The 25,106-nt window shown below is 49.2% G+C and carries 23 protein-coding genes; 7 read left to right on the top strand and 16 right to left on the bottom strand.

The window, feature by feature from the left end; genetic code table 11:
• Position 1 precedes the first annotated feature (1 nt).
• Positions 2–577, bottom strand: a complete 576-nt coding sequence (locus H70357_RS06570) for a TetR/AcrR family transcriptional regulator (RefSeq protein WP_038587146.1) — start codon at positions 575–577, stop codon at positions 2–4.
• A 160-nt stretch (positions 578–737) separates the two neighbouring features.
• A complete protein-coding gene (locus H70357_RS06565; protein WP_038587143.1) occupies positions 738–1,451 on the bottom strand; it encodes a metal-dependent hydrolase in 714 nt (237 codons plus the stop codon).
• A 241-nt stretch (positions 1,452–1,692) separates the two neighbouring features.
• On the opposite strand from H70357_RS06565, the gene H70357_RS06560 reads away from it, so the two are divergent.
• Positions 1,693–2,616, top strand: a complete 924-nt coding sequence (locus tag H70357_RS06560) for a DMT family transporter (protein ID WP_038587142.1) — start codon at positions 1,693–1,695, stop codon at positions 2,614–2,616.
• Positions 2,617–2,707: 91 nt separating this feature from the next.
• Positions 2,708–3,514 (top strand): Cof-type HAD-IIB family hydrolase, encoded by an 807-nt coding sequence (locus H70357_RS06555; protein ID WP_038587139.1) that lies wholly within the window; start codon positions 2,708–2,710, stop codon positions 3,512–3,514.
• A 615-nt stretch (positions 3,515–4,129) separates the two neighbouring features.
• Here the strand turns inward: H70357_RS06555 and H70357_RS35720 are convergent.
• The 3 genes from H70357_RS35720 to H70357_RS06550 form a co-directional block, all read right to left on the bottom strand.
• Positions 4,130–4,273 (bottom strand): hypothetical protein, encoded by a 144-nt coding sequence (locus H70357_RS35720; RefSeq protein WP_156130823.1) that lies wholly within the window; start codon positions 4,271–4,273, stop codon positions 4,130–4,132.
• Positions 4,242–4,379, bottom strand: a complete 138-nt coding sequence (locus tag H70357_RS35715) for a hypothetical protein (protein ID WP_156130822.1) — start codon at positions 4,377–4,379, stop codon at positions 4,242–4,244. Before H70357_RS35715 ends, H70357_RS35720 begins: the two co-directional genes overlap by 32 nt.
• Positions 4,380–4,455: 76 nt before the next feature.
• Positions 4,456–5,235 carry an MBL fold metallo-hydrolase gene (locus tag H70357_RS06550; protein WP_038587137.1) on the bottom strand — a complete coding sequence of 260 codons (780 nt, stop codon included), beginning with the start codon at positions 5,233–5,235 and terminating at the stop codon, positions 4,456–4,458.
• 183 nt (positions 5,236–5,418) lie between these two features.
• Here H70357_RS06550 and H70357_RS06545 point away from each other — a divergent pair, with 183 nt between their 5' ends.
• Positions 5,419–5,865 carry an HIT family protein gene (locus H70357_RS06545; RefSeq protein WP_038587134.1) on the top strand — a complete coding sequence of 149 codons (447 nt, stop codon included), beginning with the start codon at positions 5,419–5,421 and terminating at the stop codon, positions 5,863–5,865.
• Positions 5,866–5,979: 114 nt separating this feature from the next.
• Here the strand turns inward: H70357_RS06545 and H70357_RS06540 are convergent, their stop codons facing one another.
• From H70357_RS06540 to cysT, 4 genes are all read right to left on the bottom strand, one after another.
• A complete protein-coding gene (locus H70357_RS06540) occupies positions 5,980–7,047 on the bottom strand; it encodes a sulfate ABC transporter substrate-binding protein (protein ID WP_038587132.1) in 1,068 nt (355 codons plus the stop codon).
• A gap of 371 nt (positions 7,048–7,418) precedes the next feature.
• Positions 7,419–8,483: a sulfate/molybdate ABC transporter ATP-binding protein gene (locus H70357_RS06535; RefSeq protein WP_038587129.1), complete on the bottom strand. Its 1,065-nt coding sequence runs from the start codon at positions 8,481–8,483 to the stop codon at positions 7,419–7,421.
• 2 nt (positions 8,484–8,485) lie between these two features.
• The gene (locus H70357_RS06530) at positions 8,486–9,283 is read right to left on the bottom strand and encodes a sulfate ABC transporter permease subunit (protein WP_038587126.1); all 798 of its coding nucleotides are present in this window, start codon (positions 9,281–9,283) and stop codon (positions 8,486–8,488) included.
• Entirely contained in the window at positions 9,280–10,095 is an 816-nt protein-coding gene (gene cysT, locus H70357_RS06525; protein WP_038587124.1) for a sulfate ABC transporter permease subunit CysT, read from the bottom strand. The genes H70357_RS06530 and cysT overlap by 4 nt, the downstream gene beginning before the upstream one ends.
• Before the next feature lie 198 nt (positions 10,096–10,293).
• On the opposite strand from cysT, the gene H70357_RS06520 reads away from it, so the two are divergent.
• Entirely contained in the window at positions 10,294–10,695 is a 402-nt protein-coding gene (locus tag H70357_RS06520) for a secondary thiamine-phosphate synthase enzyme YjbQ (protein ID WP_038587121.1), read from the top strand.
• Positions 10,696–10,855: 160 nt separating this feature from the next.
• On the opposite strand, the gene H70357_RS06515 is transcribed toward H70357_RS06520, so the two are convergent.
• The 3 genes from H70357_RS06515 to H70357_RS06505 form a co-directional block, all read right to left on the bottom strand.
• Positions 10,856–11,437: a TetR/AcrR family transcriptional regulator gene (locus H70357_RS06515; protein ID WP_038587118.1), complete on the bottom strand. Its 582-nt coding sequence runs from the start codon at positions 11,435–11,437 to the stop codon at positions 10,856–10,858.
• Positions 11,438–11,440: 3 nt separating this feature from the next.
• A complete protein-coding gene (locus H70357_RS06510; protein WP_038587115.1) occupies positions 11,441–12,073 on the bottom strand; it encodes a YigZ family protein in 633 nt (210 codons plus the stop codon).
• A 125-nt stretch (positions 12,074–12,198) separates the two neighbouring features.
• Complete coding sequence (locus tag H70357_RS06505; RefSeq protein ID WP_038587113.1) at positions 12,199–13,554, bottom strand: glucose-6-phosphate isomerase; 1,356 nt, start codon at positions 13,552–13,554, stop codon at positions 12,199–12,201.
• A gap of 293 nt (positions 13,555–13,847) precedes the next feature.
• Between H70357_RS06505 and H70357_RS06500 the strand changes: the two genes are divergently transcribed.
• Positions 13,848–14,750: an NAD(P)-dependent oxidoreductase gene (locus H70357_RS06500; protein WP_038587110.1), complete on the top strand. Its 903-nt coding sequence runs from the start codon at positions 13,848–13,850 to the stop codon at positions 14,748–14,750.
• A 199-nt stretch (positions 14,751–14,949) separates the two neighbouring features.
• On the top strand, positions 14,950–15,435 hold the full coding sequence (locus tag H70357_RS06495) for a GNAT family N-acetyltransferase (RefSeq protein WP_038587108.1): 486 nt from the start codon (positions 14,950–14,952) through the stop codon (positions 15,433–15,435).
• A 121-nt stretch (positions 15,436–15,556) separates the two neighbouring features.
• On the opposite strand, the gene ppnP is transcribed toward H70357_RS06495, so the two are convergent.
• Together ppnP and tkt are read right to left on the bottom strand one after the other, a co-directional pair.
• On the bottom strand, positions 15,557–15,874 hold the full coding sequence (ppnP, locus tag H70357_RS06490) for a pyrimidine/purine nucleoside phosphorylase (RefSeq protein ID WP_038587105.1): 318 nt from the start codon (positions 15,872–15,874) through the stop codon (positions 15,557–15,559).
• A 33-nt stretch (positions 15,875–15,907) separates the two neighbouring features.
• Positions 15,908–17,956: a transketolase gene (gene tkt, locus H70357_RS06485; RefSeq protein ID WP_038587103.1), complete on the bottom strand. Its 2,049-nt coding sequence runs from the start codon at positions 17,954–17,956 to the stop codon at positions 15,908–15,910.
• A gap of 402 nt (positions 17,957–18,358) precedes the next feature.
• On the opposite strand from tkt, the gene H70357_RS06480 reads away from it, so the two are divergent.
• A complete protein-coding gene (locus H70357_RS06480; RefSeq protein ID WP_179091761.1) occupies positions 18,359–19,003 on the top strand; it encodes a hypothetical protein in 645 nt (214 codons plus the stop codon).
• Between the two features lie 31 nt (positions 19,004–19,034).
• Here H70357_RS06480 and H70357_RS06475 read toward each other — a convergent pair whose 3' ends face one another.
• Together H70357_RS06475 and H70357_RS06470 are read right to left on the bottom strand one after the other, a co-directional pair.
• The gene (locus H70357_RS06475) at positions 19,035–22,841 is read right to left on the bottom strand and encodes a glycoside hydrolase family 78 protein (RefSeq protein WP_038587100.1); all 3,807 of its coding nucleotides are present in this window, start codon (positions 22,839–22,841) and stop codon (positions 19,035–19,037) included.
• Positions 22,835–25,105 (bottom strand): hypothetical protein, encoded by a 2,271-nt coding sequence (locus tag H70357_RS06470; protein ID WP_038587097.1) that lies wholly within the window; start codon positions 25,103–25,105, stop codon positions 22,835–22,837. Before H70357_RS06470 ends, H70357_RS06475 begins: the two co-directional genes overlap by 7 nt.
• Position 25,106 lies beyond the last annotated feature (1 nt).

Here is a 25,106-nt window from a genome sequence, read left to right as displayed (position 1 = left end):
TTTATTTCAGCCAGACCTGTTCAAACCGTTCAACCAGAAGCTCAATATCCTCCTCAGGATGAATCATCGCATAAGAAACAACCCCATCGAGTGCCCCCATCAAGGAGATCCCATAGGCTTCAGGGTCCCTAAGATCAGTCTCTCCGGATTCCACTGCTTTTTGAAACATCCCTACAAAGAACGCGGTGCTTTGATTTACATATTCTCTGTAATACTCCATAAGGGCCGGAGCTTGCAAAGCCTTTGACATCGATAAGAAAAAAAAGCTCAATTCTCGTGGCCTGCTTGCCCAATAGTTCAGATATTCTTTAATATATTGTCTTAATCCATCCATAACACTGCTATTCGAGTAAGCCTTTTCTGCCATTTCCATGATTGGCTCCGAAAGCTTCTGATTCGCCTCCATCAGGAGGACTTCCTTATTGGGAAAATGATGATAGAAGCCGCCTTTGCTGACACCGGCCCGCTTGGCTATAGCATCTACAGATGCGCCATCATAGCCCTTTTCGAGAAACTCTTCTACGGCTGCCATGAGCAGAGACTCCACTCTATGTTCCTTTAACTGTTTTTTTGTCATATTCCGTTCTCCATTCCGACCGTCGGTATGTTCAATATAACAAGGACTATTGGTGATATCTGTGAATTAATTAACATCTTGCTCAAGAAGGACGAGAAAAAAGGCTCCCCGCTGCTTGCAGCGGAAAGCCTTCAGTGCCCCAGGAGGGGCTTCGCCCGTCTCAAGGGGTGAGTACAAATGCATAAATGACCAGTACAAGCGTAAACACGATACAGAGATTCTCTACTGCATCGCCCTTCTTCGTGCCGGTGCTCATCAGCTTAAGCCGAAGCTTGAAGGGGATCGGAGGCAGCGGGGTAATTCCGCGCTGAGTCAACGAATCCGCCAGCAGATGCAGCGCATAGGACAGGCCGCCGGCAATCCACAGGCTGCCGCCGTCATTCATTTCCAGGGAGGCAAAATAGAGCAGCGCTCCCCACCCGGCCACTGCGTAGAGCGTATGTGTCAGCCCGCGGTGCGGGACCACGGAGGACACGACCAGCACGCAGGCGGCAATGTAGTTCCACGGGTCGTAATCGTCCGCGAACGCGAACAGTGCCAGCGCAATCAGCAGCATGACGAGATGCCGCAGCCTCCTGCCCGGCAGGAAGGACACGCTGCCCACCAGCAGCGCCAGGGCGATATTCCAAGGCGGAGCTGCAACCTCGGCAAAATAGAGATACACCGCTGCTCCGATCAGAGCCACCTGCAGGATGCGCAGCAGGAATTCGGGAATCGCCTTGCGCACCAGCAATGAATTCGGCTCATCGATATCGGGGAGCAGTGCGCTAACTGCCGCCACGGCGATCGCCGGAATGGTGATTTCATAGCCGAGCAGATTCATAACAGAGAGGGTAACCCCGGTGCTGATTACTAAATGGGATTTGCCCATCATAGAGAACCGCTCCTTTCTAAGTTGTCGAAATAAGAACAAGTGTGCGGTTATCGAAGTATACCAAGGTCTGGATTTTTTGTCCAGCCTGGCCTGAATGATTGAGCTTCACTCCTTATACCAGCTGGCCTTTTGCGCAGTTTCGGCTTGTCCTTCCCCCTGTTTTAGGATACAATTTGGACAACTTGATACAGCAGCTGAACTCTATCTAACCCTTCTTATATTCCAGGAAAGGATGACCACTGTGACCCGCTCCCGAATCGCCGATCTCAGTCTGCTGCTGGTAGCGTTGATGTGGGGCTCAACGTTTCTGATTGTACAGCATGCCGTCAGAGTGCTGCCGCCTCTCGCTTTTAACAGTATCCGGTTTACGGGTGCCGCTCTGCTGCTGGCGCTGATTACCGCTGTTTTTTACCGCCATGAATGGAAAAAGCTAAGCTGGCGCATGGTGGGCCACTCCCTGCTGCTCGGCCTTTTTTTGTTTATGGGCTATGGCTTCCAGACGATGGGCCTGCTGTACACGACCACTTCCAACACCGGATTCATTACCGGTCTGTCGGTGGTGCTTGTCCCCTTCCTGTCCTTGGCGCTGCTGAAACACGCTATATCCCGTTACACCTGGTTTAGTGCAATCCTGGCGGTGGCGGGACTTTATCTGCTGACCTTTACCGGCTCGGCATTCTCCCTGAATAAAGGCGACGGCCTGATTCTGCTCTGTGCTGTCGCCTTTGCGCTGCAGGTTGCCTATACTGGCGTGTATGCTCCGCGTTATCCGGCGCTGCCGCTGGCGACGCTGCAGCTCGCTTTTGTCGGACTGTTCAGCATTGTGGCTTCGCTCCTTGTGGACGGAACCGCACCGCTGGCTCACAGCGGAGCGCTGATCCTGAAACCGGATGTGCTGTGGGCACTGCTGATATCCATTGGCCCGACGAGCGCGTTTGCCTTCTGGATTCAGACCGCCTGCCAAAAGTACACCACCCCGTCACGGGTAGCCATCATTTACGCTACGGAGCCGGTATTCGCCGTCTTGACCGGCCTTGCCTTCGGCGGTGAGACGCTAGGCATCTCCGCTGGTTTCGGCTGCCTCTGCATCCTTGCGGCCATGCTAATGGCGGAGCTCAGCCCTGAACCGGCCAGGAACGGAGTTCTGCAGCAGGATAGAAACTGAGCCTGAAGCAGGACTGAACAGCAGTACAAACCACCGCCACAAGCCGGAAATACAAATACAAATAGATAAAACTAAGGAGAGAACCACACACATGTACAAATTGATTGCTATCGATATTGACGACACCCTGATCAATGATGAGAAAGAAGTAACTCCCGCAACACAAACCGCACTGGAACAGGCCGTTGCCGCAGGCGTTGTCGTAACTCTGGCTACCGGTCGCGCTTATGCTTCAGCACAAGCCATCGCCCGTCAAACGGGACTGAATGTGCCAATCATCACCTATCAAGGCGCATTGGTGAAGAACCTGATGGATGAAAAAGTACTGTACGAGCGTTATGTCCCGCAGGATGCCGTACGCAAGCTGTTCACCTACTGTGTGGAGCATGACCTGCACCTGCAGACTTATATTGACGACAAGCTGTATGCCCGCGAAGAGAACCAGAAGCTGATTGATTACTCCGCGCTGAACGGAACTCAATACTATATTGAGCCGGATTGGGAAAAGCTCGTTCCGCAAAAAACGCCAAAAATGCTCATCATCGACGATCCCGCATTCCTGGACGAACTGTCGCCAATTCTGCGTGAGCTGCTGGGCGATTCCGTCCACATCACGAAGTCGAAGCCGCATTTCCTGGAAATCATGCATCATGAAGGCACCAAAGGCCTGGCGCTTGAGTTCCTTGCGGCCCACTTCGGCTGCGAGCTGTCCGAAACCATTGCTGTGGGAGATTCCTGGAACGACCACGAAATGCTGGAAGCTGCCGGACTCGGCGTCGCTATGGCCAATTCCATTCCTGCGCTGAAGGAAATCGCTGATTTCATTACACTCAGCAATAACGAAGACGGTGTAAAGTTCGCTATCGATAAATTTATTCTGAATAACGTAGAAGCTTAAGCTGAGGTAAACCTTTGGTGGTGTGCTGTAATGATGGGGAATGCGGATGATTCGGCGGGAACTGGGATTTTGAAGTGTGCGATTGAAGATCGCATAAGTAACCCCCTGCTTAAATGTATTTGCTGCAACTATTTGGGGCAAAAACGATTGATTTTGAGAAATAGTTGTATTCCTTGCAATTAAAAAAGACGAAAACCTGCTTTTCAGCCGGAACCCGCCTATTTAAATGTACAAAGTGCAACTATTCCCCAATTGCTACCGAAGAGTAAAGATATAGTTGTATGAAATACAGTTAACCGCAATTGCGATTAAGCAGATCACTCAGTCTGTATGATGAACCGCTCATTACCTGACTGCTGATTACTCAACTAATTAATAGTACGCGTTCTGTTGCTCAGGGCCGCATTGACGCTACTGTATATCGCATATTAATTCTCCGCCCTGGCCATTATGCAAAAGGGTGCTTAGTCCCGGGTCTGTAGACCGTGACTAAGCACCCTTTTGTTGTCTAGCGTGGCACAGCTAGCAGCATGCCGGGAAATCTATTGGCTCCGCGCCTGTCATCATCGCTTTTACCTCACCAGCACACCTACGCTCCGACCTGTCATATGGCCTCTACCCCGTCAGCTCCCGCTCCCCGCCGCCAGTGAGCTCCTGCGCTGCGCTCCAGTCCTCCAGACCATCTCCCTCTTCCAGCTCTAGCTGGGAGTGGTAGAGTCCATGATAACTAACGCCCCTCAGCCGCAAGCAGCTCATCATGACTGCCGCGCTCCACAATTTTTCCGTTCTCCATCACCAGGATGACATCGGCGTTCTGGACCGTCGAGAGCCGGTGGGCGATGACGATTGTTGTTTTGTTGTTCATCAGCTTTCCTATGCCTGCCGGACACAAATAGGGACCTCATCCAGTGCTGTACAGCACTGGATGAGGTCCCTATTCCTTACTCCGAACGTGTGAGCGGGAGTCTTAGGCCCGTAACCGCCAGCGTCACATTTTCCGGCAAAATATAAGCTTTTCTCAGATCCACATCATGCGACATATGTGTGTACACGGCGCGTGCCGGCTGAACTGTCCGCAGCAGATCTGCTGCTTCCGTCATATCGTACACAGAGCGGGTCGACAGCTCCGCCGCCTCATAATAAAAGCTTGTACCCAGTACCAGCAGATCCAGGCCATGCATGCGCTCCGTTTCCTGCGGTGTAAGGGAGATGGAATCCGGACAATATACCCACTTATACCCCTCCTTTTCCAAGCGGAAGGCGTAGGAGTATCCGTTTTTGCCGTGATTCACTTTCCATGTGTCGATCTGCCAGCCGTCCAGCTCGATCCCGTCATCGCACGGTATCATCTCTATATTGCGGTCCAGCCATGGATATTGCCGCAGAATCACCGGAATCACCTCCGCAGGCGCGTACAGCTCCCCTTTATATCCCATCCAGCGGCAGGCATCTGCCCATTCGGGCAATCCGCCAATATGGTCAAAATGGGCATGGGTCACCAGCAGCCTGCGCATGGTACGTTGCCCAAGCGATTCCATCTGCCGCCGCCAGTCCGGACCACAGTCAATCGCCAAAAAATCACTGCCGTTATCTATAAGCACGGAGGAGCGAAGCCGCACATTCAGCCCGCCCGCTCTAGCCTCCATGCAGGTCTCACAGCTGCAATATACCCGGGGAACGCCCATTGCGTCGCCTGTCCCCAAAAACACCAAGTTATCCATCTCTAATCTCTCCTTCAGTTCCCGGTGCGGAAGTTTAAGTAACCCCCATTATAGTACATCTCCCTCTTCATCTCATTATTATTAAAGCTCTCCATGCAACAAGCATATTTAGCACAGCGGTGAAAGGGGGTAGCTGTTAATGTAAAATGTGGATTTCAAGAACGCATACAGGAGGTTATTTTCATGGAAGACTGTTTGATCTGCAGACGGATTGACATGATTAAAGAAGACACCAATCCCTACTTCGTAGCTGAGCTCGAAACCGGCTATGTGGTCATTGGCGACCATCAGTATTTTGAAGGCTACACTCTTTTTCTCTGCAAGGAACATAAACGGGAGCTTCACGAACTGGACAGCGGCTTCAAGCAGAAGTTTCTTATGGAAATGAGTAAAGTCGCTGAGGCGGTCAACATAGCTTTTGAACCGGATAAGCTGAACTATGAACTGCTTGGCAACGGTGATTCACATATACACTGGCATATCTTCCCTAGAAGATTAACAGAACCGAATCCTACTCATCCAGTTTGGTGGACACCTAGAGAGACGATGTATTCCGAAAGTGTCAGACCGAGTCATGAGGCATTGGAAGAATTGAAGCATAAACTGCGGGGAGCGTTGGAGAAGTTGTAGGCTGACAAGTATAGGCTTAAAGATTACATATAAAAACAGAGCAAAGACCGCCCTCTGCGTTGAGGTACGGTCTTATTTGCTGCAGCTTAGGCAGCGCAATCCTATCCATATGGGTTATATTCCGGCCAGTACCTGATACCAGACTCCACGTTTGGCGTAGAGTGTGCTGCGCACTTCATCCCAGCCGCCAAGATACTGAATATCAAAAAGCCCAGCCGGGACAGGATAATGGTCCGCATTCTCCGCATACACCTGCTCATTCACCGGACGGAAGCCGTATTCGGCGAAGACCTCCTGGGCCTCCCGGGTTGTCAGGAAGTCCACCAGCGCCTCCGCCGCCTCGCGGGTTCCATGCTCATCCGCGTATTTGTCCACGACCGCCGCAGGATTCTCGATCAGGATCGTATTCTGTGGAATAATAACCTCATAATTTACACCCTGGGCAATCCGCGCCAGCAGCTCATTCTCATAGGTGACGATAACATCGCCCACGCCGTATTCAAAGGCAGCCATCGAAGCCCGCCCGCTTTTGTCCAGAGATTCTACGTTCGCGTGTATGCTCTCCAAAAAAGCTTTGGCGGCAGCAGGGTCTTTCACCCCTTCTTGCGCCTCAGACAGCTTGAGACCCGCCCCATAGATGGCGTTGATATCCCACTGTGCTCCGCCAGAGGTCTTTGGATTGGGATACAACACCTTAACGCCGGGCTTCGCCAAATCAGCAAAGTCGTGAATTCCCTTCGGGTTGCCTTCGCGTGTCCCTAGAGCGACAACCGAGCGGGTCACCATCCCGGCTTCTCCCCGCTCCTTCCAAGTTTTCTCTACCAGCCCTGCCTTCACCAGCTTGTCGACATCGCCTTCCATGGCCAGCAGCGTCACATCGGCTTCGAACCCGCCGGCAATTGCCCGGGCTTGGGTCCCCGAAGCCTCATAGGATTCCTGAAAGGTGATAGTCTGGCCGGTCTCCGCCTTCCACTTCGCTGCGAACAACGGCAGAATATCGCCCATCGCGTCTTTAGCCACACTATAGGCACCGACCACAAGCGTCAGGTCTCCTTGCTGGGGAGTTTCCTCCGCTGCGGTGTCCTGTTCCTTCGCGCAGCCGGCAAGGGCCAGCGCGAGCAATACCAGCATTAAGGCAGCTAGCCATCCGTGCAGTTGTCTGCTCCTTTTGAAAAGCCTCATACCGGCTCCACATCCTTCGGGGTGTTGGGTTTGAAAAATCCGTGTTGACGCTTGGCTCGGGAGAATTCGCCTATCGTGCAACAAACAGCGGATATAAGCTGTACTTCAAGCACTGCTCAAAGGCTCGCTCACAACTGCGGTGAATATTTGGACTTCCGAACGCTGTCGCTCCTACAGTTCCAAAATTCTCCTCCGTTGCTTCTCAGCCCTATCCGCTTTATATAGTACCTCTTCTAAAGTCCGCTATCGCTTGCTCCAGCTTCAACTCGCCTCTTGCCGCTTTGACAACAGATTGTTAAACCCTGTTTGTATTTATTAAAAACTGCACCGTCCTGCTGCGGACGGTTAACGATATGAAATCTAGTGAGTGATTAAATGAATACAGGCATTGGGTCTTCCTTCAGCCCGTTCTCCTGAATCCAGCTCCGCTCATCATTAAATAAATAGGCGCGGTGGACAAGCACAGCGATCTCCTGGCCCGGCTGCAAGGTTTCCTTCTCCAGTGAACGGTAGGTCACCAGCTTGTGGCCGTTCACTTCCACCTCTACCAGCCATTCGCTGCCGCGGAAATGCAGATGCTTCACGACACCCTGCTCCGTGGCCGAAGCCATTTTAAATTCATTCAGATGGCCCACTTCGATATACTCGGGGCGGATCAAGGCTTTGGTCGGCTTGCCGCCGCCCGCATTCTTAAAGCCCTTCAGCTCGGAGGCGCTTTCGATCAGTGTGGACTCGCCGATAAAGGTCGCCACAAACGGCGTCTTCGGCTCCTTATAAATATCCCAAGGCGTGCCTTTCTGCTCCAGGCGGCCCTGGTTGATGATCATGATCTCATCAGCCACTTCTATCGCTTCGTCCTGGTCATGTGTAACGAAGATGGAGGTGATCCCGACACGCTCAATCAGCTCGCGCAGCCAGGAACGCAGTTCCTGGCGGATCTTCGCGTCAATTGCCGCGAACGGCTCATCCAGCAGCAGCAGCTGCGGCTCAGGCGCAAGCGCCCGGGCAAAAGCCACCCGCTGGCGCTGGCCGCCGGAGAGCTGATGTGGATACCGTTTCTCGAACCCCTTCAGTCCTGTGAGCTCCACCAGTTCCATAACACGGTTCTGGATCGTATTTTTGTTAACTTTTTTCACCTTAAGACCAAAAGCAATATTCTCATAAACGGTCATGTGCTTGAACAGTGCATAGTTCTGGAAAACAAAGCCGATTTCCCGCTCCTGCGGCGGAAGATTGTTCACCGCCCGGCCGTGAAAAATGATTTCACCGCTGTCTGGCGTCTCCAGTCCTGCCAGCATGCGCAGAATCGAGGTTTTGCCGCCTCCGCTGGGCCCGAGCAGCCCGATCAGATGACCTTTGGTAATCCCGAAATCAACGTCCTTGACGGCATGAAAATCTCCAAAATGTTTATTCAGACCCCGAACCTCGACATGCATACCTAATGCACTCCCTTTCTTCTCTTGCTCCATTCCATCAGCAGCAGCAGACCCGCGGAAAATGCGGCCAGCACCAGCGCTATCCCGCCCGCAGCCGTTACATTGAAATTCTCGACATCCTGGTAGACCAGGGTGGTCGCGGTCTGGGTCTTGTTCATGATGTTGCCGGAAACGACAAGCACCGCACCAAATTCACCAAGCGAGCGCGCAACCGTTAGAATTACACCATAGATTACCGCCCAGCGGATCGACGGCCAGGTCACCTTCCAGAATGTTGTCCAGCCATAGGCTCCAAGCGTTGAAGCCGCCTCTTCCTGCTGTGAACCGATCTCCTGGAGCACCGGCATCACTTCACGCACCATTAAAGGGAAGGTTACAAAGAGCGTAGCAATGACCATCCCGGGAAAAGCGTACACAATCTTCAGTCCGATTTGTTCAAAGATTGACCCCAAAGCGCTGTCCGGGCCCAGCAGCAGCACAATCATCAGCCCGCCGATAACCGGAGATACCGCATAGGGCAAATCTACAATGCTGTTTAGCAGCCCTTTTACCCGTTTCCCCAGCCAGTTTGCCCGCACCAGATAAAGAGCCATCATAATGCCAAACAGCGTGTTCAGCAGCGTAACGACAACTACGACAAACCCGGTCATCATCAGCGCATGCAGCGCCTCCGGTCTGCTCAGGGCGGCCCAGAAACCGCCGAAGCCTTCACTGAAAGCCCCCATTGCCATTTTGCCCAGCGGTGCAGCAATCAGCAGGAAAAATACTAGATAAGTTAGTCCAATCCATAATTTTCTCATGACCGTCTCCCCCGCATCTGCAGCAGATTGATCATCCAGAGAATAAGAAAGGACAACGTCAGCAGAATGATGGAAACCGCAGCAGCCCCCACCGGATTATCACTCTCCACTTCCCCGAAAATAAAAACGGAAGAGACGAGTGTACGGCCCGGAATATTGCCTGCTACCAATACAACCGCTCCGAACTCTGCGAGCGCACGCGAGAAGGCCAGCATCCCGCCGCTGATCATCCCCGGTGCCATAGAGGGCAGAATCACCTGCCTGAATACGCGGCTACTCTTGGCTCCCATCGTATAAGCCGCTTCTTCCTCGGAAGGGTCAAGCTCCTCCAGCAGCGGCTGAACCGCGCGGATTACGAAGGGAAATGTTACAAAAACCATTGCGATTACAATCGCCGGCTGATGAAACACAATTTCAAAGCCCAGCGCCTCCGCGAGCCCGCCAATCAGGCTGCCTGGACCCAGCAGCAGGAGAATCATCAGTCCACCTACTGCTGTTGGCAGGGCAAAAGGCAGATCAACAAGACTGTTCAGCAATGACTTGCCGGGGAATTGATAACGTATAAGGACCCAGGCAATCATCGTGCCGAGTACAACATTAATAACCGTGGCAATAACGGCCAGTTTTAAGGTCAAGAAGACTGACTTCCAGGCAATTGGGTCGCTTATGGCTTCAGCAAAACTGCCGAACCCTAGCGAAAATGAATTGTAATAGACGCCCAGTATAGGCAAAACGATAAGAATTACGAAATACAACAGTATAGTTGAGCGAAATCCCCAAGTCCAACCCTTGTGTCTAAGCAGCGAATTCAAGTTATAAGTCCCCCCACCTCCGGCTTACCGGTCGGTTTACTTGCCTTTATACCCATAATTATTCCTATTAATATACTTGGTTTAATATTATCACTACTTTACCAAATGCCTCTGGTATCGTCAATTACTTTCGCAGACTTTTGGGGTAAAATATATTATCATTCCAACTTCTGCAGCACCGAAAGGAGATACTTACTAATGCTTCATACCATGGAGATCACAACCAGCAAGCGGGACGAATTGCGGGATATTACCCGCGAAGTTATTTCCTATGTTAAAAAGAGCGGTGTACAGAACGGGATTATCGTCGTGTATTGTCCGCATACCACCGCAGGAATTGCGATCAACGAAAATGCCGATCCCGACGTGAAGCATGATGTGCTGATGAGACTTGACGAAGTTTTTCCCTGGGAGCATCCCAACTACCGTCATGCGGAAGGAAATACCGCCGCTCATCTGAAATCAATTACGGCCGGTCCCTCACAGAGCATTATTATCCACGAAGGCGCGCTACTGCTTGGACGCTGGCAGGGCATCTACTTCTGCGAGTTGGACGGACCGAGACGGCGGCAGTGTTATCTGAAAATTGTCGAGGGGTAGGCAGACCCGAAAGTTATAGCTATTATTGTATAGAAAAAGCGGCTCCGCCAGTTTCGGGGATCCGCTTTCTATACAATGCATAGCCTCTATAATACTTTCGCCATGCAAAGTTATACCAATGCAACGTTCTAAAGTGTGAAGGGCTAGAAAAACGGTATTTTTACAAACTGCGGCTTAGTACTTTGACATGTGTCAATGCGGCCTCTTTGACATCATCGAAAGAAACTTTATCCTGAATGTAATAAGAAATGAATCCGTGAGCGGATAAAAACAAGGTTAATGGTACGCTCTGCCAATCCTCCGAAACATAACCCTCTTCCTTCATATGGCTGCGTACAATACTTGAGAATAACTCAAAACATCGTCCCTGTTCCGCTCGACAATAAGCAAGCAGCTCTTCATCCCGGATCATGAACATAATCTCATATTGGTAAGGATGATCCAGTCCGAAGCGGATAAACTCCATAATAAGCTGTTCCACCCGGGTCATTCCCGGTTCAGGCGGTTTGTTCATTGCTTCATTAAGCAGTATTGCCACATGATTGAAATCCTCTACTACAATGGCGTAGAACAACTCCGCCTTTTCCTTGAAATGATAATAAAGAGAGCCGTGGCTATACCCCAAATGCTGACCGATGCTGCGCATGGAAATCGCCCGGTATCCTTTGGTGATAAACAGATGCCTTGCCGCCTCCAATATTCTTTCCCTCGACAACTCTCTCTCCACTGCTCTTCTTGCCATATCTTATTCCCCTTCGCTGTAGTAAAGCCGCCGCCCTTCAGTTACCAGGGATTGCCCCTCGGTAAGATCTGTTATCCATGCCTTAAATGCGTCGCCTTCATCATTTCGCGGGAGACACAGCAGCTTGACTTTATCTGTGAACGAAGTTTCTCCGGTCTTAATGCCTTTATTTCTCAGCTCATTTTCGACCTTGCCCAGCCAGGTGTACTCGATTTCCACGAATACTTCCCGCCTCAGCACACGGGTGATCACTTCTCCAGCTTCGAGTGCCAGCACTGCCCCATCCGTATACGCCCGGATAAGTCCTCCTGCTCCCAGCATGATGCCTCCAAAATAACGGGTAACAACAATTGCGACATTTTTAACACCTTGGTTGCGGATTACCTCCAAAATCGGTTTACCGGCCGTTCCACTCGGTTCCCCGTCATCCGATTGCCTCTGAATCTCGTCCCTCTCACCAATCGTATAAGCAGAGCAATTATGTGTAGCATTCCAATGCTGCTTCTTGATATTCTCGATAAATTGCACCGCTTCTTCTTCATTCTCCACCGGCATTACATGGCCGATGAAGCGTGATTTACGGATTACGACTTCCCGGAAACCGGGAGAACGCACCGTCCGATATTGTTCCAGCATCCTTATTCCAGTCCTTACCTACGTATGATAACTTGATATAGTTTAGGAGCAGCCCCGGTATGGATTACCTATGGACTGCTCCCTGATGATTACTTAGTATGAATGTTCTGTGTTAGGCAGTGGTACTACTCAGTAAGTCTGGCTTCGAGCTCAGCCTTTTCTTTCTCGTAACCCGGTTTGCCCAGCAGCGCGAACATATTTTTCTTGTATGCTTCTACGCCCGGTTGATCGAACGGGTTAACACCCAGCAGATATCCGCTGATACCGCAGGCTTTTTCAAAGAAATACACCAGATAACCGAAAGTATATGGCGTTTGATCAGGGATGGTAACGATCAGGTTCGGCACTTGTCCGTCCGTGTGCGCCAGCATGGTTCCCTGGAAAGCCTTCTTGTTAACGAAATCCATTGTCTTGCCGGTCAGGAAGTTCAGACCGTCCAGATCATCCGGATCGTTCTCGATCGTTACATGATGCTCCACCTTCTCCACTTGGATAACTGTTTCAAAGATGTTGCGGTTACCCTCCTGAATGAATTGGCCCATCGAGTGCAAATCTGTGGAGAAGTCTACAGAAGAAGGATAGATTCCTTTGAAATCCTTGCCTTCGCTTTCGCCGTAAAGCTGTTTCCACCACTCCGATACAAAATGCAGGGACGGCTCGTAGTTTACGAGAATTTCCGTTGTTTTGCCTTTGCGGTATAGAGCGTTACGTACTGCAGCATATTGATAGCTCTGGTTAGTAGCCACGTCAGGGTTGTTGAACTCATCTGCTGCGGCTGCGGCCCCTTGCATCATTTCTTCGATGTTGATTCCTGCTACGGCGATTGGCAGCAAGCCTACCGGCGTCAGCACGGAATAACGGCCGCCTACATCATCAGGAATAATAAACGACTCATAGCCTTCTTCATTCGCCAGCTTCTTGAGCGCGCCTTTCTCCTTATCAGTAGTAGCGTAGATGCGTTTGCGTGCTTCTTCCTTGCCGTATTTCTTCTCCAGCGCTGCGCGGAAAATGCGGAAGGCAATAGCCGGTTCAGTGGTTGTTCCGGATTTGGAAATGACGTTCACGGAGAAGTCTTTGCCTTCTACAAGATCAAGCAGGTGCGTGATGTATGTAGAGCTGATATTGTTACCGGCAAAATAAACTTCCGGCGTCTTGCGTTGGTCCTTCGAAAGGTTATTGTAGAAGGAATGCGAAAGTGCTTCAATGGCAGCACGTGCGCCCAGATACGAACCGCCGATACCGATAACGATGAGTACATCGGAATCATTTTGAATTTTCTTGGCAGCTTGTTGAATACGTGCGAACTCTTCCTTGTCATAGGCTGTAGGCAGATCAATCCAGCCAAGGTAGTCGGAACCTGCGCCACTCTTGTTGTGAAGCTGTTCATGAGCCAATTTCACGGGAGCAGCAAAATAATCGATCTCTTGCTGGCTGAAGAAGGAAAGAGCTTTGGTGTAGTCAAAATTAATCTTCTTGGACATCGGTAATGGTAACCTCCTGTTTATCTCTTTAGATTTGACACCGTTTGTTACAACTTTATAATTAGGATACTTTAAATCGCCTTGACTGGCAAGGTCTTAAGGCACATCCCCGGCTTTAGAACCATGTTTTTGGAAGTTTCATGGAAGCGTTTGCCGTGTAATCATGGTAGCCTCTCCTGTGGAACAAGCCCGGGTGCCGTGATAGAATGTAGAAAAACATGGCTAAAGAATCTGAGCCGGGAACTACAGGTTCAATTTCTATAGTAATCTCAAAGAGCGAAGGTGGAAATGGAATGAAACAGATCGGCTTTATTGGACTCGGTACAATGGGAGCCCCCATGGCTTCCAACCTTCTGCGCGGCGGTTTTCAGGTTACGGTATATAACCGTACAGCCGCTAAATGCGAGCCTCTCGTTGCAGAAGGCGCGTTGAGTGCATCTACACCGCAGGACGCGGCAGAGGGTAAGGATATTATTATGACCATGATCAGCAATGATGATTCGATCCGGGAAGTATTCTACGGTCAGGGCGGCATCCTGGAGGCTCTTAAACCGGGAGCCGTTATCATCGATTCCAGTACGATCTCACCCGGACTGGTGCGGGAAATCGCAGCAGCGGTGGAAGAACGCGGCGGAAAATTCCTCGATGCGCCTGTCACCGGCAGCAAACCAGCGGCTGTCGAAGGTACGCTGGTATTTATGGTTGGCGGCAGCGCAGAGGTGATCGAAGAACACCGCGATATTTTCGACTCTATGGGCAGACTGCTGCTGCACATGGGTGACAACGGCAGCGGAGCCGTTGCCAAGCTTGCTCATAATGCTATGGTCGGGATTCATAATGTCGCCCTCGCTGAAGGCTTCTCTATCGCCGTGAAGTCAGGCGTTCCTGCGGACAAATTCCTTGAGCTCGTCCAGAACGGTTCAGCCGGCAGCAAGCAGGCAGAGCTCAAAGGCCGCAAAATTATCGAAAATGACTTCAGCAACCAATTCTCACTCGCACTAATGCTGAAGGACCTGAAGCTCGCCTCCTCGCTCAGCGATTCCACAGGTGTGCCTTCACCAATGCTCGGCCTTGCCAAAAGTATGTTCCAAGCCGGATATACCCAAGGGTACGGTGATGAAGATCTCTCTGCTGTCGTCAAATGTTATGAAGAGTGGATCGGCCAGAAGATTGGCGCTGGCGCTAGCCAGGAGTAGAAATTTAATTTAGCTGAATTTTCAGACGCAGCCGGAAGTAAAGGCTGCGTCTATTTTTGCTGTATAACCGGGGTTGTCGCACCGCTCTCTGTGAAGCCGTTATTAACCTATTGTAAAGAGCATCCATGCAGGATTCTGCCTGTCCATTGACGAATATTGATTGTGAAATTAAGTACATATCATTTCAAGGAGGAACCCCATGCTGAACATTCATCCCGCTGACCCTTCGGATGCTCCGGTATTAGCTGAAATACAGAAAGAAACGTTTGACGAAGATGCACGGAAGTATCGGAATAAAGCGGAAGACGGACCGCCAGGTTATGATTCCATTGCTTGGCAGGCAGAAATGATGAAGAAAGGCCATTATTATAAGCTTCTTGCTGACGGCGTTATTATCGGCGGAATGATCGTGTTCCCTGCTTCAGGGGAAGACGAATTCCTTCTCCTCCGGATCTTTATTGACCCCCTCCAGCAGAATCACGGATTCGGACAGGAAGCATTTCATTTCCTCTTTGCCAGCTACCCAAGCGCAAGGAGATGGTCACTTGACACCCCTTCCTGGGCCGTCAGAAATCATCACTTCTATAAGAAAATGGGATTCGTCCAGACCGGAGTAATCGGGGACCCTGACAGTCAAGACGCATTTTTTGAGTACGAGCGGATCAGCTCCAATGTAACAGCATAAATCATCCCTTGAACGATCCAATATGGCAAAAGCGGCATGAGGGTCCCTATCATTTTTCCAGTGAAGACAAAAAAAGAAGCCCCGCCATAAACGCGGGACTTCCAGGTTGAAACACTTATTGTTACAGAATCGGGTAAGAACAGCAATAATCAGTTAAGCCGAATACTTCCAGTGCAAACTTGGAGTTTCCGGGAACGTGGAACGTCTCCGCTCCTTTAATTTCCTTCCACACCTCTGTGCCGGGAAGCAGCACTTTTAGATCACCGGACAAAATTTCCATGGTCTCGGGACCATCCGTGCCGAATTCATACACACCAGGGAGCATAATGCCGAGTGTCACCTTAGTTCCGTCCTCCAAAATGACTGTACGGCTGGTAACTTTTCCATCGTAATAAATATTGGCTGCTTTTTGAATTGTCGCGTTGGTGAACTGACTCATGTGCTCATTTCCCCCTTGTCCTTAATGCGTATATTATAGCAGGGCTTTTACGCGGCTGACTACATTTTCCACAGTGAAGCCATATTCTTTAATTACAGTATCGCCAGGTGCAGAAGCTCCGAAGGTTGTGATGCCCAGAATGTCGCCTTGGTCACCTGTGTAACGTTCCCAGCCGAAGGTTTGCGCCATTTCGATCGCCAGACGAGCTTTTACTTCAGGCAGAATGACGGAATCACGGTAGGCTTTATCCTGTTTCTCGAACAGGTCCCAGCTCGGCAAGCTGATAACACGTACATCAATACCTTCTTCAGCAAGCGCTGCTTGTGCTTTTACAGCCAGCTGCACTTCAGAACCGGTAGCAATGATTTGTGCTTGCGGTGTGCCATTCTTGGAGTCGGAGACAACATATCCGCCGCGTTTGATATTATCGCGCACTCCTTCAACTGTACCAGGCAGGATTGGCAGGTTCTGGCGGGTAAGCACCAGCGCTACCGGATTCGAGGTGTTCTCCACTGCGTAGGCCCAAGCCGCGGAAGTTTCGTTGGCATCCGCCGGACGAATCACAGTAAGACCTGGAATAATGCGCAGGGAAGCCAGTTGTTCAATCGGCTCATGGGTAGGGCCGTCTTCGCCGACAGCGATACTGTCATGTGTCAGCACATAGGTTACCGGCAGCTTCATGATCGAAGCCAGACGAACCGCAGGACGCAGGTAATCGGTGAATACGAAGAAGGTACCGCCGAATACTTTGAGACCGCTGTGCAGGGCAATTCCGTTCATCGCTGCAGCCATACCGAACTCGCGTACGCCGAAGTAGATGTTGCGGCCGTCATAGGAATCGGAAGTAAACTGTGTCAGACCATTCAAATGTGTCATTGTCGAGCTCTCAAGGTCAGCGGAACCGCCCACCAATTGAGGAACACCGGCAGCAAGGGCGTTCAGTGCATTCCCGGAAGCTACGCGGGTGGATACCGCTTTGTCTTCTGCTTTGAAGAATGGAAGCTTGGCATCCCAGCCTTCAGGCAGCTCGCCGCTGATTGCAGTTTCGAACTGTGCTGCAAGCTCAGGGTAAGCCTTTTTGTAGGCAGCAAATTTTTCATCCCAAGCTTTGTTAGCCGCGATGCCATTTTCCTTCACTTCAGCAAAACGGGCGCGCACTTCGTCAGGTACATAGAAATCTTCTTCATATACCCATTTGTAGAAGTCTTTTGTAAGTTTCGCTTCGTCTGCACCTAGCGGGGAACCGTGAGTACCGCCATGGCCGCCTTTACCCTGTTTGTTCGGGCTTCCGTAGCCGATAACAGTCTTGACTTCAATCAGTGTCGGTTTACTGCTGTCCGCTTGCGCTTCGGCAAGTGCTTTACCCAGCGCCGGAAGATCGTTGCCGTCTTCTACACGCAGAACCTGCCAGCCATACGCTTCAAAACGTTTAGCTACATTTTCGGAGAACGCAAGATTCAGCTTGCCGTCAAGGGAGATATCATTTGAATCATACATTACAATCAATTTGCCCAGCTTGAGATGTCCTGCAAGCGATGCGGATTCGGAAGAAATCCCTTCCATCAAATCACCGTCGCCACAGATTGCATACGTATAGTGGTCAATTACATTATGTTCATCTTTATTATAAGTAGCGCCAAGCTGAGCTTCAGCCATAGCCATACCTACCGCCATACCGATACCTTGTCCAAGCGGACCCGTAGTAGCGTCAACACCGGCAGTGTGTCCGAATTCCGGATGGCCTGGTGTCAAGCTGCCCCATTGACGGAACTGCTTCAATTCTTCCATTGGCAGATCATATCCGCTGAGGTGCAGCAAGCTGTATAGCAGCATGGAGCCGTGTCCTGCAGACAGTACAAAACGGTCACGGTTTACCCAAGTCGGGTGATCCGGGTTGTGGTTCATTGTTTTCGCGAACAGCTGGTAGCCCATTGGGGCTGAACCCATCGGCATTCCTGGATGTCCGGAATTGGCTTTTTCAATTGCATCGATTGCCAAAGTACGGATGGTTGTGATGGCCAGGTTATCCACCGTTGAATTTTCTTCTTTGTGGATCGCTTGTTCTTTTGCCTGTTCTGTCATTACAATAATCCTCCTCTAAATCAAGAATGTCATTTTGACTATTATTGTATCACTAATGTGGAAGCAATTCCAATTGTTTTTGTAAACTCTAGGTTTCAACAGCTTATATTTTGTATCTCCCAAACATCCTATACCTGATTTCACCTACATCAAATAAAACTTGCATCTTGAAGCATGAACCCCTAGCGGCTCTTCCGTTAAATAAATGCTGTGCTAACTGGCGGGAGCAATTTTATAAGCGTTTAAGGTGAAGTTTAACTTATGTCAACTTAGCCTTTGGTCCAGTTTTGAGTTAAGACTAAAGTTTGTTTTACAAAGCTGGATTATACAGTAAGATGAAGATACTTCAATTAACGGTTTAACCGGATGATATAATACTTCCAGAAGAAAGGAATTTCGAACATGACCGCAAATAGAGATATCTATATTGTGCTTACCGGGACGGGTACCGCCTTCAGCGGATTAATCAAATGGTTCACGAAAGCTGAGCTGAATCATGCTTCGATCGCCTTTGACAGTGAATTGCGCGAGGTATACAGCTTTGGAAGAAAAAAAATGTACAACCCGTTTGTTGCGGGGCTCATTCACGAGAACTTTATCGACCCCTTTTACAGCAGTGCGAATTGCGCAATCTATCAGCTCAGAGTCAGCAATACGGAATACGAGACGATGTACAACCATGTGCAGGGCATGATGCAGCATCAAGAGCGCTATAAATACCATCTCCTGGGCCTGATTGGAGTCCTGCTGAACATAAAAATAGACAGGGAGGACGCTTATTTTTGTTCCCATTTTGTCGCCTCCTTGTTTGAAGAGATTACGTTTCAGCCTGTAGATAAGCCCTCTTGCTTCGTGACGCCTGAAGATTTCGCCTCATCGCTGTGCGCTCATAAAATTTACAGCGGCAAACTGTCCTACTATATGCGCAGAACTCAAAGAACGGCTTACATAACCCAGGGAATGAAAACAGGATCTGCTGCTTCAACTGCCTCACTTGGTTCAAGAATGTTAAGAGCAACAGAAGAACGAGCCGAGGGAATCGTCTAACGATTATCCCTCCGCCCGTCCGGTTTTGCTTTTATTTTATCCGGTGACTCTGAAAATATTCGGTCCATTCCCCCATGATAGTTACTCTCACAGTATCCGTTTTGGTATTAAACTCATTTTTAGCGGTAAAAGTGAACGCAACCAGACAATCCGGCAGCTTTTCAAAAGCGGGATCATACAGTTCGCCAGTCCACAGCGTTCTGTCACTGTTCACCGGATTCAGTTGAACCGTGTAGCCACCCGTCATGGTCACATCAACCGTATCTGGCATACCCGTAGCTTTTGCCTCAAGTACAAAACTCTCCCCCGCCCAAAAGATGTTATAGCCTCGCGGACTCTCCGCATTCCCGCTCTTTTTTAAATTATAAGCTTGCCTATTCTTGTTCCACTCCCCTGTGTGCTGCACTCCGCCCTTCACCGTCAGCAGATTGACCATAAAATATTTACGTGGGGAAACGCTACTCCAGCCGAAGCCATCAAACGCCTCTACCTCCACTGCATACTTCTGATTTTCCGCCAGGCTTCCTGCCGGGATCTGCCACTGCTTCGCACTTGTAGTCTGTTCCCCCGACTGTACAGTCACAGCCCCGGTTGTAAGATTAATGATTCGCACTTTATACCGCTGCTGCAGATCACCATCCTCGTCCTGGTACTCCCACTTCATAATCGGCGTTAGCGTATTGACTACCGTTGGACTCGCCTGACTGCTGCTGGTCGGGTACGTAATGTTAACCGTAGGCAGCCGATTGGCCACAGTGATGGACTGCGACAATTCCCGGTACAGCCCCAGGGAGTCTGTGACTACTTGCCGCAGCGTAAAGGTCCCGTTAGTGGTGAACTGCTTACTGAAATTGCCCTGGGCGCTGGCTAAGCTCTCCGTTCCGCCTGCCGGCTTCAGATAATACTTATGACTAATGCTGTCGCCTTTCACGATATCCGGATCTGTGGCCTTATCCTGTATGTTCACGATATCCGTCCGGTAGATCGGCACTTGAGTTGCATTACGTCCCGTATCCGTCAGTAAGGTGAAACCCGGCTGCGGCGGATTGTCGATGATGAAGGCTTTCTCATTCGAAATTTCCGACCAGGAACCTTTGGAGTATGCTCGGCCGTACAGATAAAAGTATACGAACCGCTCAAAAGTCGGGTTCGGAATCTGATACTGCCGCAGCGTGCCGGTGGGATCATTGTTCTGAATGGTTTTAACTAATGATCCATCCTTGTCATAAAACTCTAATAAATACTTCTCTTGCGCGTCGTTCTCCGGATCACTGTATGTCCACTTCACTAGCGGATCTCCCAGCAGCTGCGCATCAATGACGGAAGGACTCGCTGCCGTTCCTACCGGAGTGGTGAGTGTCAGCGATGGCGGCAGGTTTGGAATAACACTAACCTCCAAGGTGGCGATATTGGACTTCGCTCCAATCTGATCAATCGCCCAGTGCTCAAAACGATAGGTACCCGTCTCTGGAAAGCTCACCTCTATATTCGGAGTAGTATAGCTCTTCATTTGGCCGCTGCTGTCCGTAACATTCCAGTAATACCGAAGTGTGTGCTGATCCGCTTTATCTTCGTCTACGTCCGCTGAATTGAATGTAAGTGTGTCATCCTGATAAACTTGTGCCTTCTCGATAATCTTCGCTGTTGGAATATGATTCAGCACGGTGAACGCCCGGGAAACTGTTGAACTCAACGATCCGTCAGATGCGGTTAGCTTCATCTCCCATCGATCCGAGATGGATTGTTTGGGCGAAAGACTGTTCGCGTTAATTAGATTTTGCATGACCACGGTCTGATTTCGATTGGTCCCTACAGCATAATATGGACCTTCACGGTTAGCTGTTTTCCAAACATAGGACAAGCTGTCACCATCCTTGTCCGGATCTGGAGTCAAGTTTTCTAGGGCAATAACGGTATCCCGGTATACCTCCGAAGGCATATTGAAGTCAGCAATCGGGGGATGATTCATTACCGTCACGCTCTGGCTGTAAGGCTCAGACCATAATCCGCGGTTATCGCGTACTTTTAAGGTCAGTTGATAACTTCCTACTCCATAGCTGGCGATATTCGGCGGTGTGTTGGCTCCACCGGTATAGGACCATACCGTCTGTGAACCATTTTTCACGACGGACCATTGATAGGTATCCAGTGGGTCATTGTCGGGATCAAAGGATTTGTCGGTGACCGTGGTTGCCTTCCGGTAGGAAACGGTGCTCGGCTCTACGGTAAACAGAGCTACCGGAGGCAGGTTCCCCGCCGCTGTGCCAACCGTGCGTACGCACCAGTCACTCCACACACCTAAAGCATTTTCTCCGTCAATGTCTCTCACCCGCAGACGGATAACATAGTTTTCGGTAGATGATAAAGTCCCTGAAGGAGTACCATCTTTCCATAGCTCTTCGTCGCCTTTTTTATATTGCCACTGCCGCTGCGTCAGCCCCTTATCCACTCTGGAGATATGATCGGAGTCATAGGAACTGTCGGTGATCTGCAAGGCTCCTCCGACTAATTTAGCAGTGAATAAGGCAATCGGCTTGCGGTGTACCTGGAAGGAAAGCTTCGTAAAATTGTCACTGCCCCACATCCGGTATTCACTGAATCGGTTATCTGCTGTTGGTGTATCCTTGGGCTGATAGGTAACGACATAGTAACCAGTGTATGGAAAGGAATCATACGGCGAATTCCGCCAGGCTCCGGAATCAGCAAGCAGTCCCATACTGTTGTCAAAATAATCGGGATTATGCTGGTACTTAAAGCGCTCCGCGTATTTGGCATCTCCCTCATAATCGCTGTATGATGTGCTGTTCTGGATTTGGCTATTAATAAGCACGAATGCACTACGCTTTAACCGTTGCCTCACTTTAAAGGACATCGAAGCAGAGGCCGAAGCATTCGAGGGATCGACCGCCTTCACAATTACCGTGTAGTCTCCTGGAGGTATCGCATCCTCCAGGACATCAATAGGGATCGAAAATGCTTTGGTATTATGTGCTTTGGGCACGATAATTTTCTTGTACAACACATTAGGGATTTCTACACTAATGGTAACATCATTATTATCCGCATCCTGTACATAGCCCTCCACATTAAGAAGGCTTTTACCTGCATCATTTTGCAGCGTTTGGCCGCTTGGTGTTGTGAGTGACAAGGTAGGGGTTGAGTTCTCTACCAGATCAAAATTCATAATTTTATCTATTTTAAAAGTTGTCGAATGATTGTAATCAACTACATCATTCTGCAAGATAACCGTAACTTCCATTTGTTTTGGTGGATTGACGATGCGCTTTTGGACCCCCGGATATTCGGCTTCATATTCTTTGAAAGTATCATGACTATCATGTAGAATATCCACCATCGTATCTACTTCTCGTTCATTTTGCTCTGGTGGGTTTTTTTCCGGGAGATAATCTTGACTGGTTCTAAAATGCATTTCATCCACTGGATTGTACCAAGGGTAATCCGGTAGATCATCTCTAATCCCCATATACATACCGAACTGAACCTTATTTCCTATATACATATCTCTAGAAATATTTGTTCTCCTTGCCCGATACTGGGCGGGAAGAATTTTATAATTAAATTCTTTAGTTATTTTATTAAACGTTATATTTGTAATCGTGGTCTCAGATGCATCTAATATCAAAGTACCGTTTCTTATAATTCCGTATTCATCGTCGGAATAAGATAAAGTATCACTCCATGCGGGTATGATTACATCTGCATATTGGATAATATTTGTATCCAGGGCGTTCACTTTAGCTGTTCCCGGAAAAGCTTCCGGGAACACTGAAAGGACCATCAACCAGCAGAGCAGTACAGTTACGATCCGTTTTACCATGTCCAATCCCCTTCGGGTCCAAGATTCACTACCTCCACAATTTTCTCATCAATATGCTGATCCGATGAATCGGCATGTCTCCGATCTGCTGCAGTCACAAATTCATCAATGGTCGGTTGATTGAAGCTTTCATATGCAGTGTGCCGGATCTCATATCTGCCCACATGCGAAAGTTCCAAATTTAGCCGGTGCTCATTTGCATCGCTGAATACCACCCACGATTCGTCAGCAAAACTCTTATCGTTGTCTGAATCAAAACGGTACTCCCACACTCTACGGCTGATGATATCGCCGTCAGGGGAATAGGACAGATCATCCAGAGTGACTATCGCTTTGTTCCCCTTTTGCGGATCGCGGTAAACTCTCCCCGGTGTGGAGAAATACATGACCGGAGGATCGTCCGGCACAATTTCAAAGGTAACTTCGTTTGTTGCGCTATACCCTAACGTGTTCTCTACATAAATGGTAGCCTTATAAAGCCCCGGCTCCCTAAATAGAACATCTTTTTGATATATACCATTTAAGCTGCCGCTATACTTGATTGCTGCATTACTGCCTCCGGCCCCAGCCACCGCAGAAATGGTGATTTTCGTTTTATCGGTTTTGATTGGATAATGTTTCGGGCTGGTACTCTTGTCGATCAGCGTCACCTTGCGATTCTGCTTCTTCGTCCCGCCGATCTCCAGGAGCGCCTCCGGAATCGGCTCAATGACCCGGACGAAGGTACCCGCACTGTCGATCATCATGTCCTTGTCCACTACCGTAAGCCCAATGGAATTTTGCCCCACTCGTTCGGAGGGATACCACAGGGTGGCCAAATCTCCTTTTTGAGAGTAGGACACGAAATTGGCTCCCTCTGATGCGAAATAATAACCGATGATATCTCCATCCGGATCATAAGATCCCGAACCATTAGCAACAAGTTCATCCCCGGCTTTAACGATAGGGTTAGCAAAAATGGAAGCTACAGGAGGCCTACCCTTTGGAGTTGGCGGTTCTTCGATATTAGGAGGGAAGCTAACGGTGGGTTCGCCCTTATAAACTTCCACGGTAGCCTCTAACTTTTCGGAGAGCTGATCAATCTTCCCCTCTTTCGTTTCAATCGGCTTGCTGAAGCGTACCGTAACCCGTAATTCATAAACCTGCTGATAATTATCTTTACTGTTTTCAACTTTCATCTTTGGGATCTTAAATTTACTAAATGCCTGGCTGCTTGTTTTACTTTTCTCAAAACTTTTCTTGGTGTCTAACGTACTGGGGCTTTCTTTTTCCTGCGCATAAAACACCCATTCTGCGATGTTAGAGGAATTTTCATATCCCGAAAGTATCCCTTTTAGAGTCAAATTGACCGGCACATCCGCATTAGCATATTTGAACGGATTGGGATCGGGTTTGTTAACGACGACTAACCCGGTAAGGGATGGTCCCTCTTGAAGAGCATAATCAAAGGAAACGTTACCGGCGTAGCTGTATGTGGTTTGTTTGACTTCTCCTTTGAAATAATATGGTAACTTAAGATGATATAAGCGTCCTACTACCCATGCGCCTTTATCAAAATCATCTGAAACCTTCTCTTCCTTAATGAAAGCTGTCGGTACTGTATAAGCTACAATATATCTATCGCCTAACGGAGAGATTGTACCTGAGCCACCCTGTAGATCTAAATGTTTAATTTGAATACTTGACTGTAATACGCTACTGAACGAAACCTTTTCTTCGCTTGCACTAAACCAAGTTGCTGTATTCGGATTTACAGGCTCAGAGAAAGTTTTTACAGGTGTTGTTGGGGGGAAATTAGACGGAACCGCTGAATCAGCAGCATTTACATTAAAGGTGTGTTGAGTTCTACTTTCAGGTATATAATTATTTATTTGCCATCTCTTACCGTCCGAATAACGCCAAATTGAATTACCTACATTAGAAATAAAATTATTCTCCCATCTATCTTCATACCCATATACAGGGAATGATTCTGTTCTTTCATTCCCCTTTAGCGTGAGGTGTAATTTTCCGTTCACAACGGAAATATTTCCGACCACAGCATTATTTCCATTGTATTTCAAGGTTCCTGTTTTAATAGAGGTGCTGGCTACTCCACTGGGAAGATCCAGAGTGAAAGACTTCGTGCTATTAGCTGCTCCCGTCAACCCAGTTGTTATTGGAATTGCAATTGATGTGGACTTCGTGTCAGCAGCCTGTGCAGTAAATGTTGCAAACGGTGATAATATCATAATACAAAGAATTGTAATAATAATTTTCCTCATT

Origin of the sequence: Paenibacillus sp. FSL H7-0357, from assembly GCF_000758525.1 — a bacterium.
GTDB lineage: Bacteria > Bacillota > Bacilli > Paenibacillales > Paenibacillaceae > Paenibacillus_AQ.
Note: the sequence above shows the minus strand (reverse complement) of the source record. Positions and strands in the feature narration are given on the sequence as shown.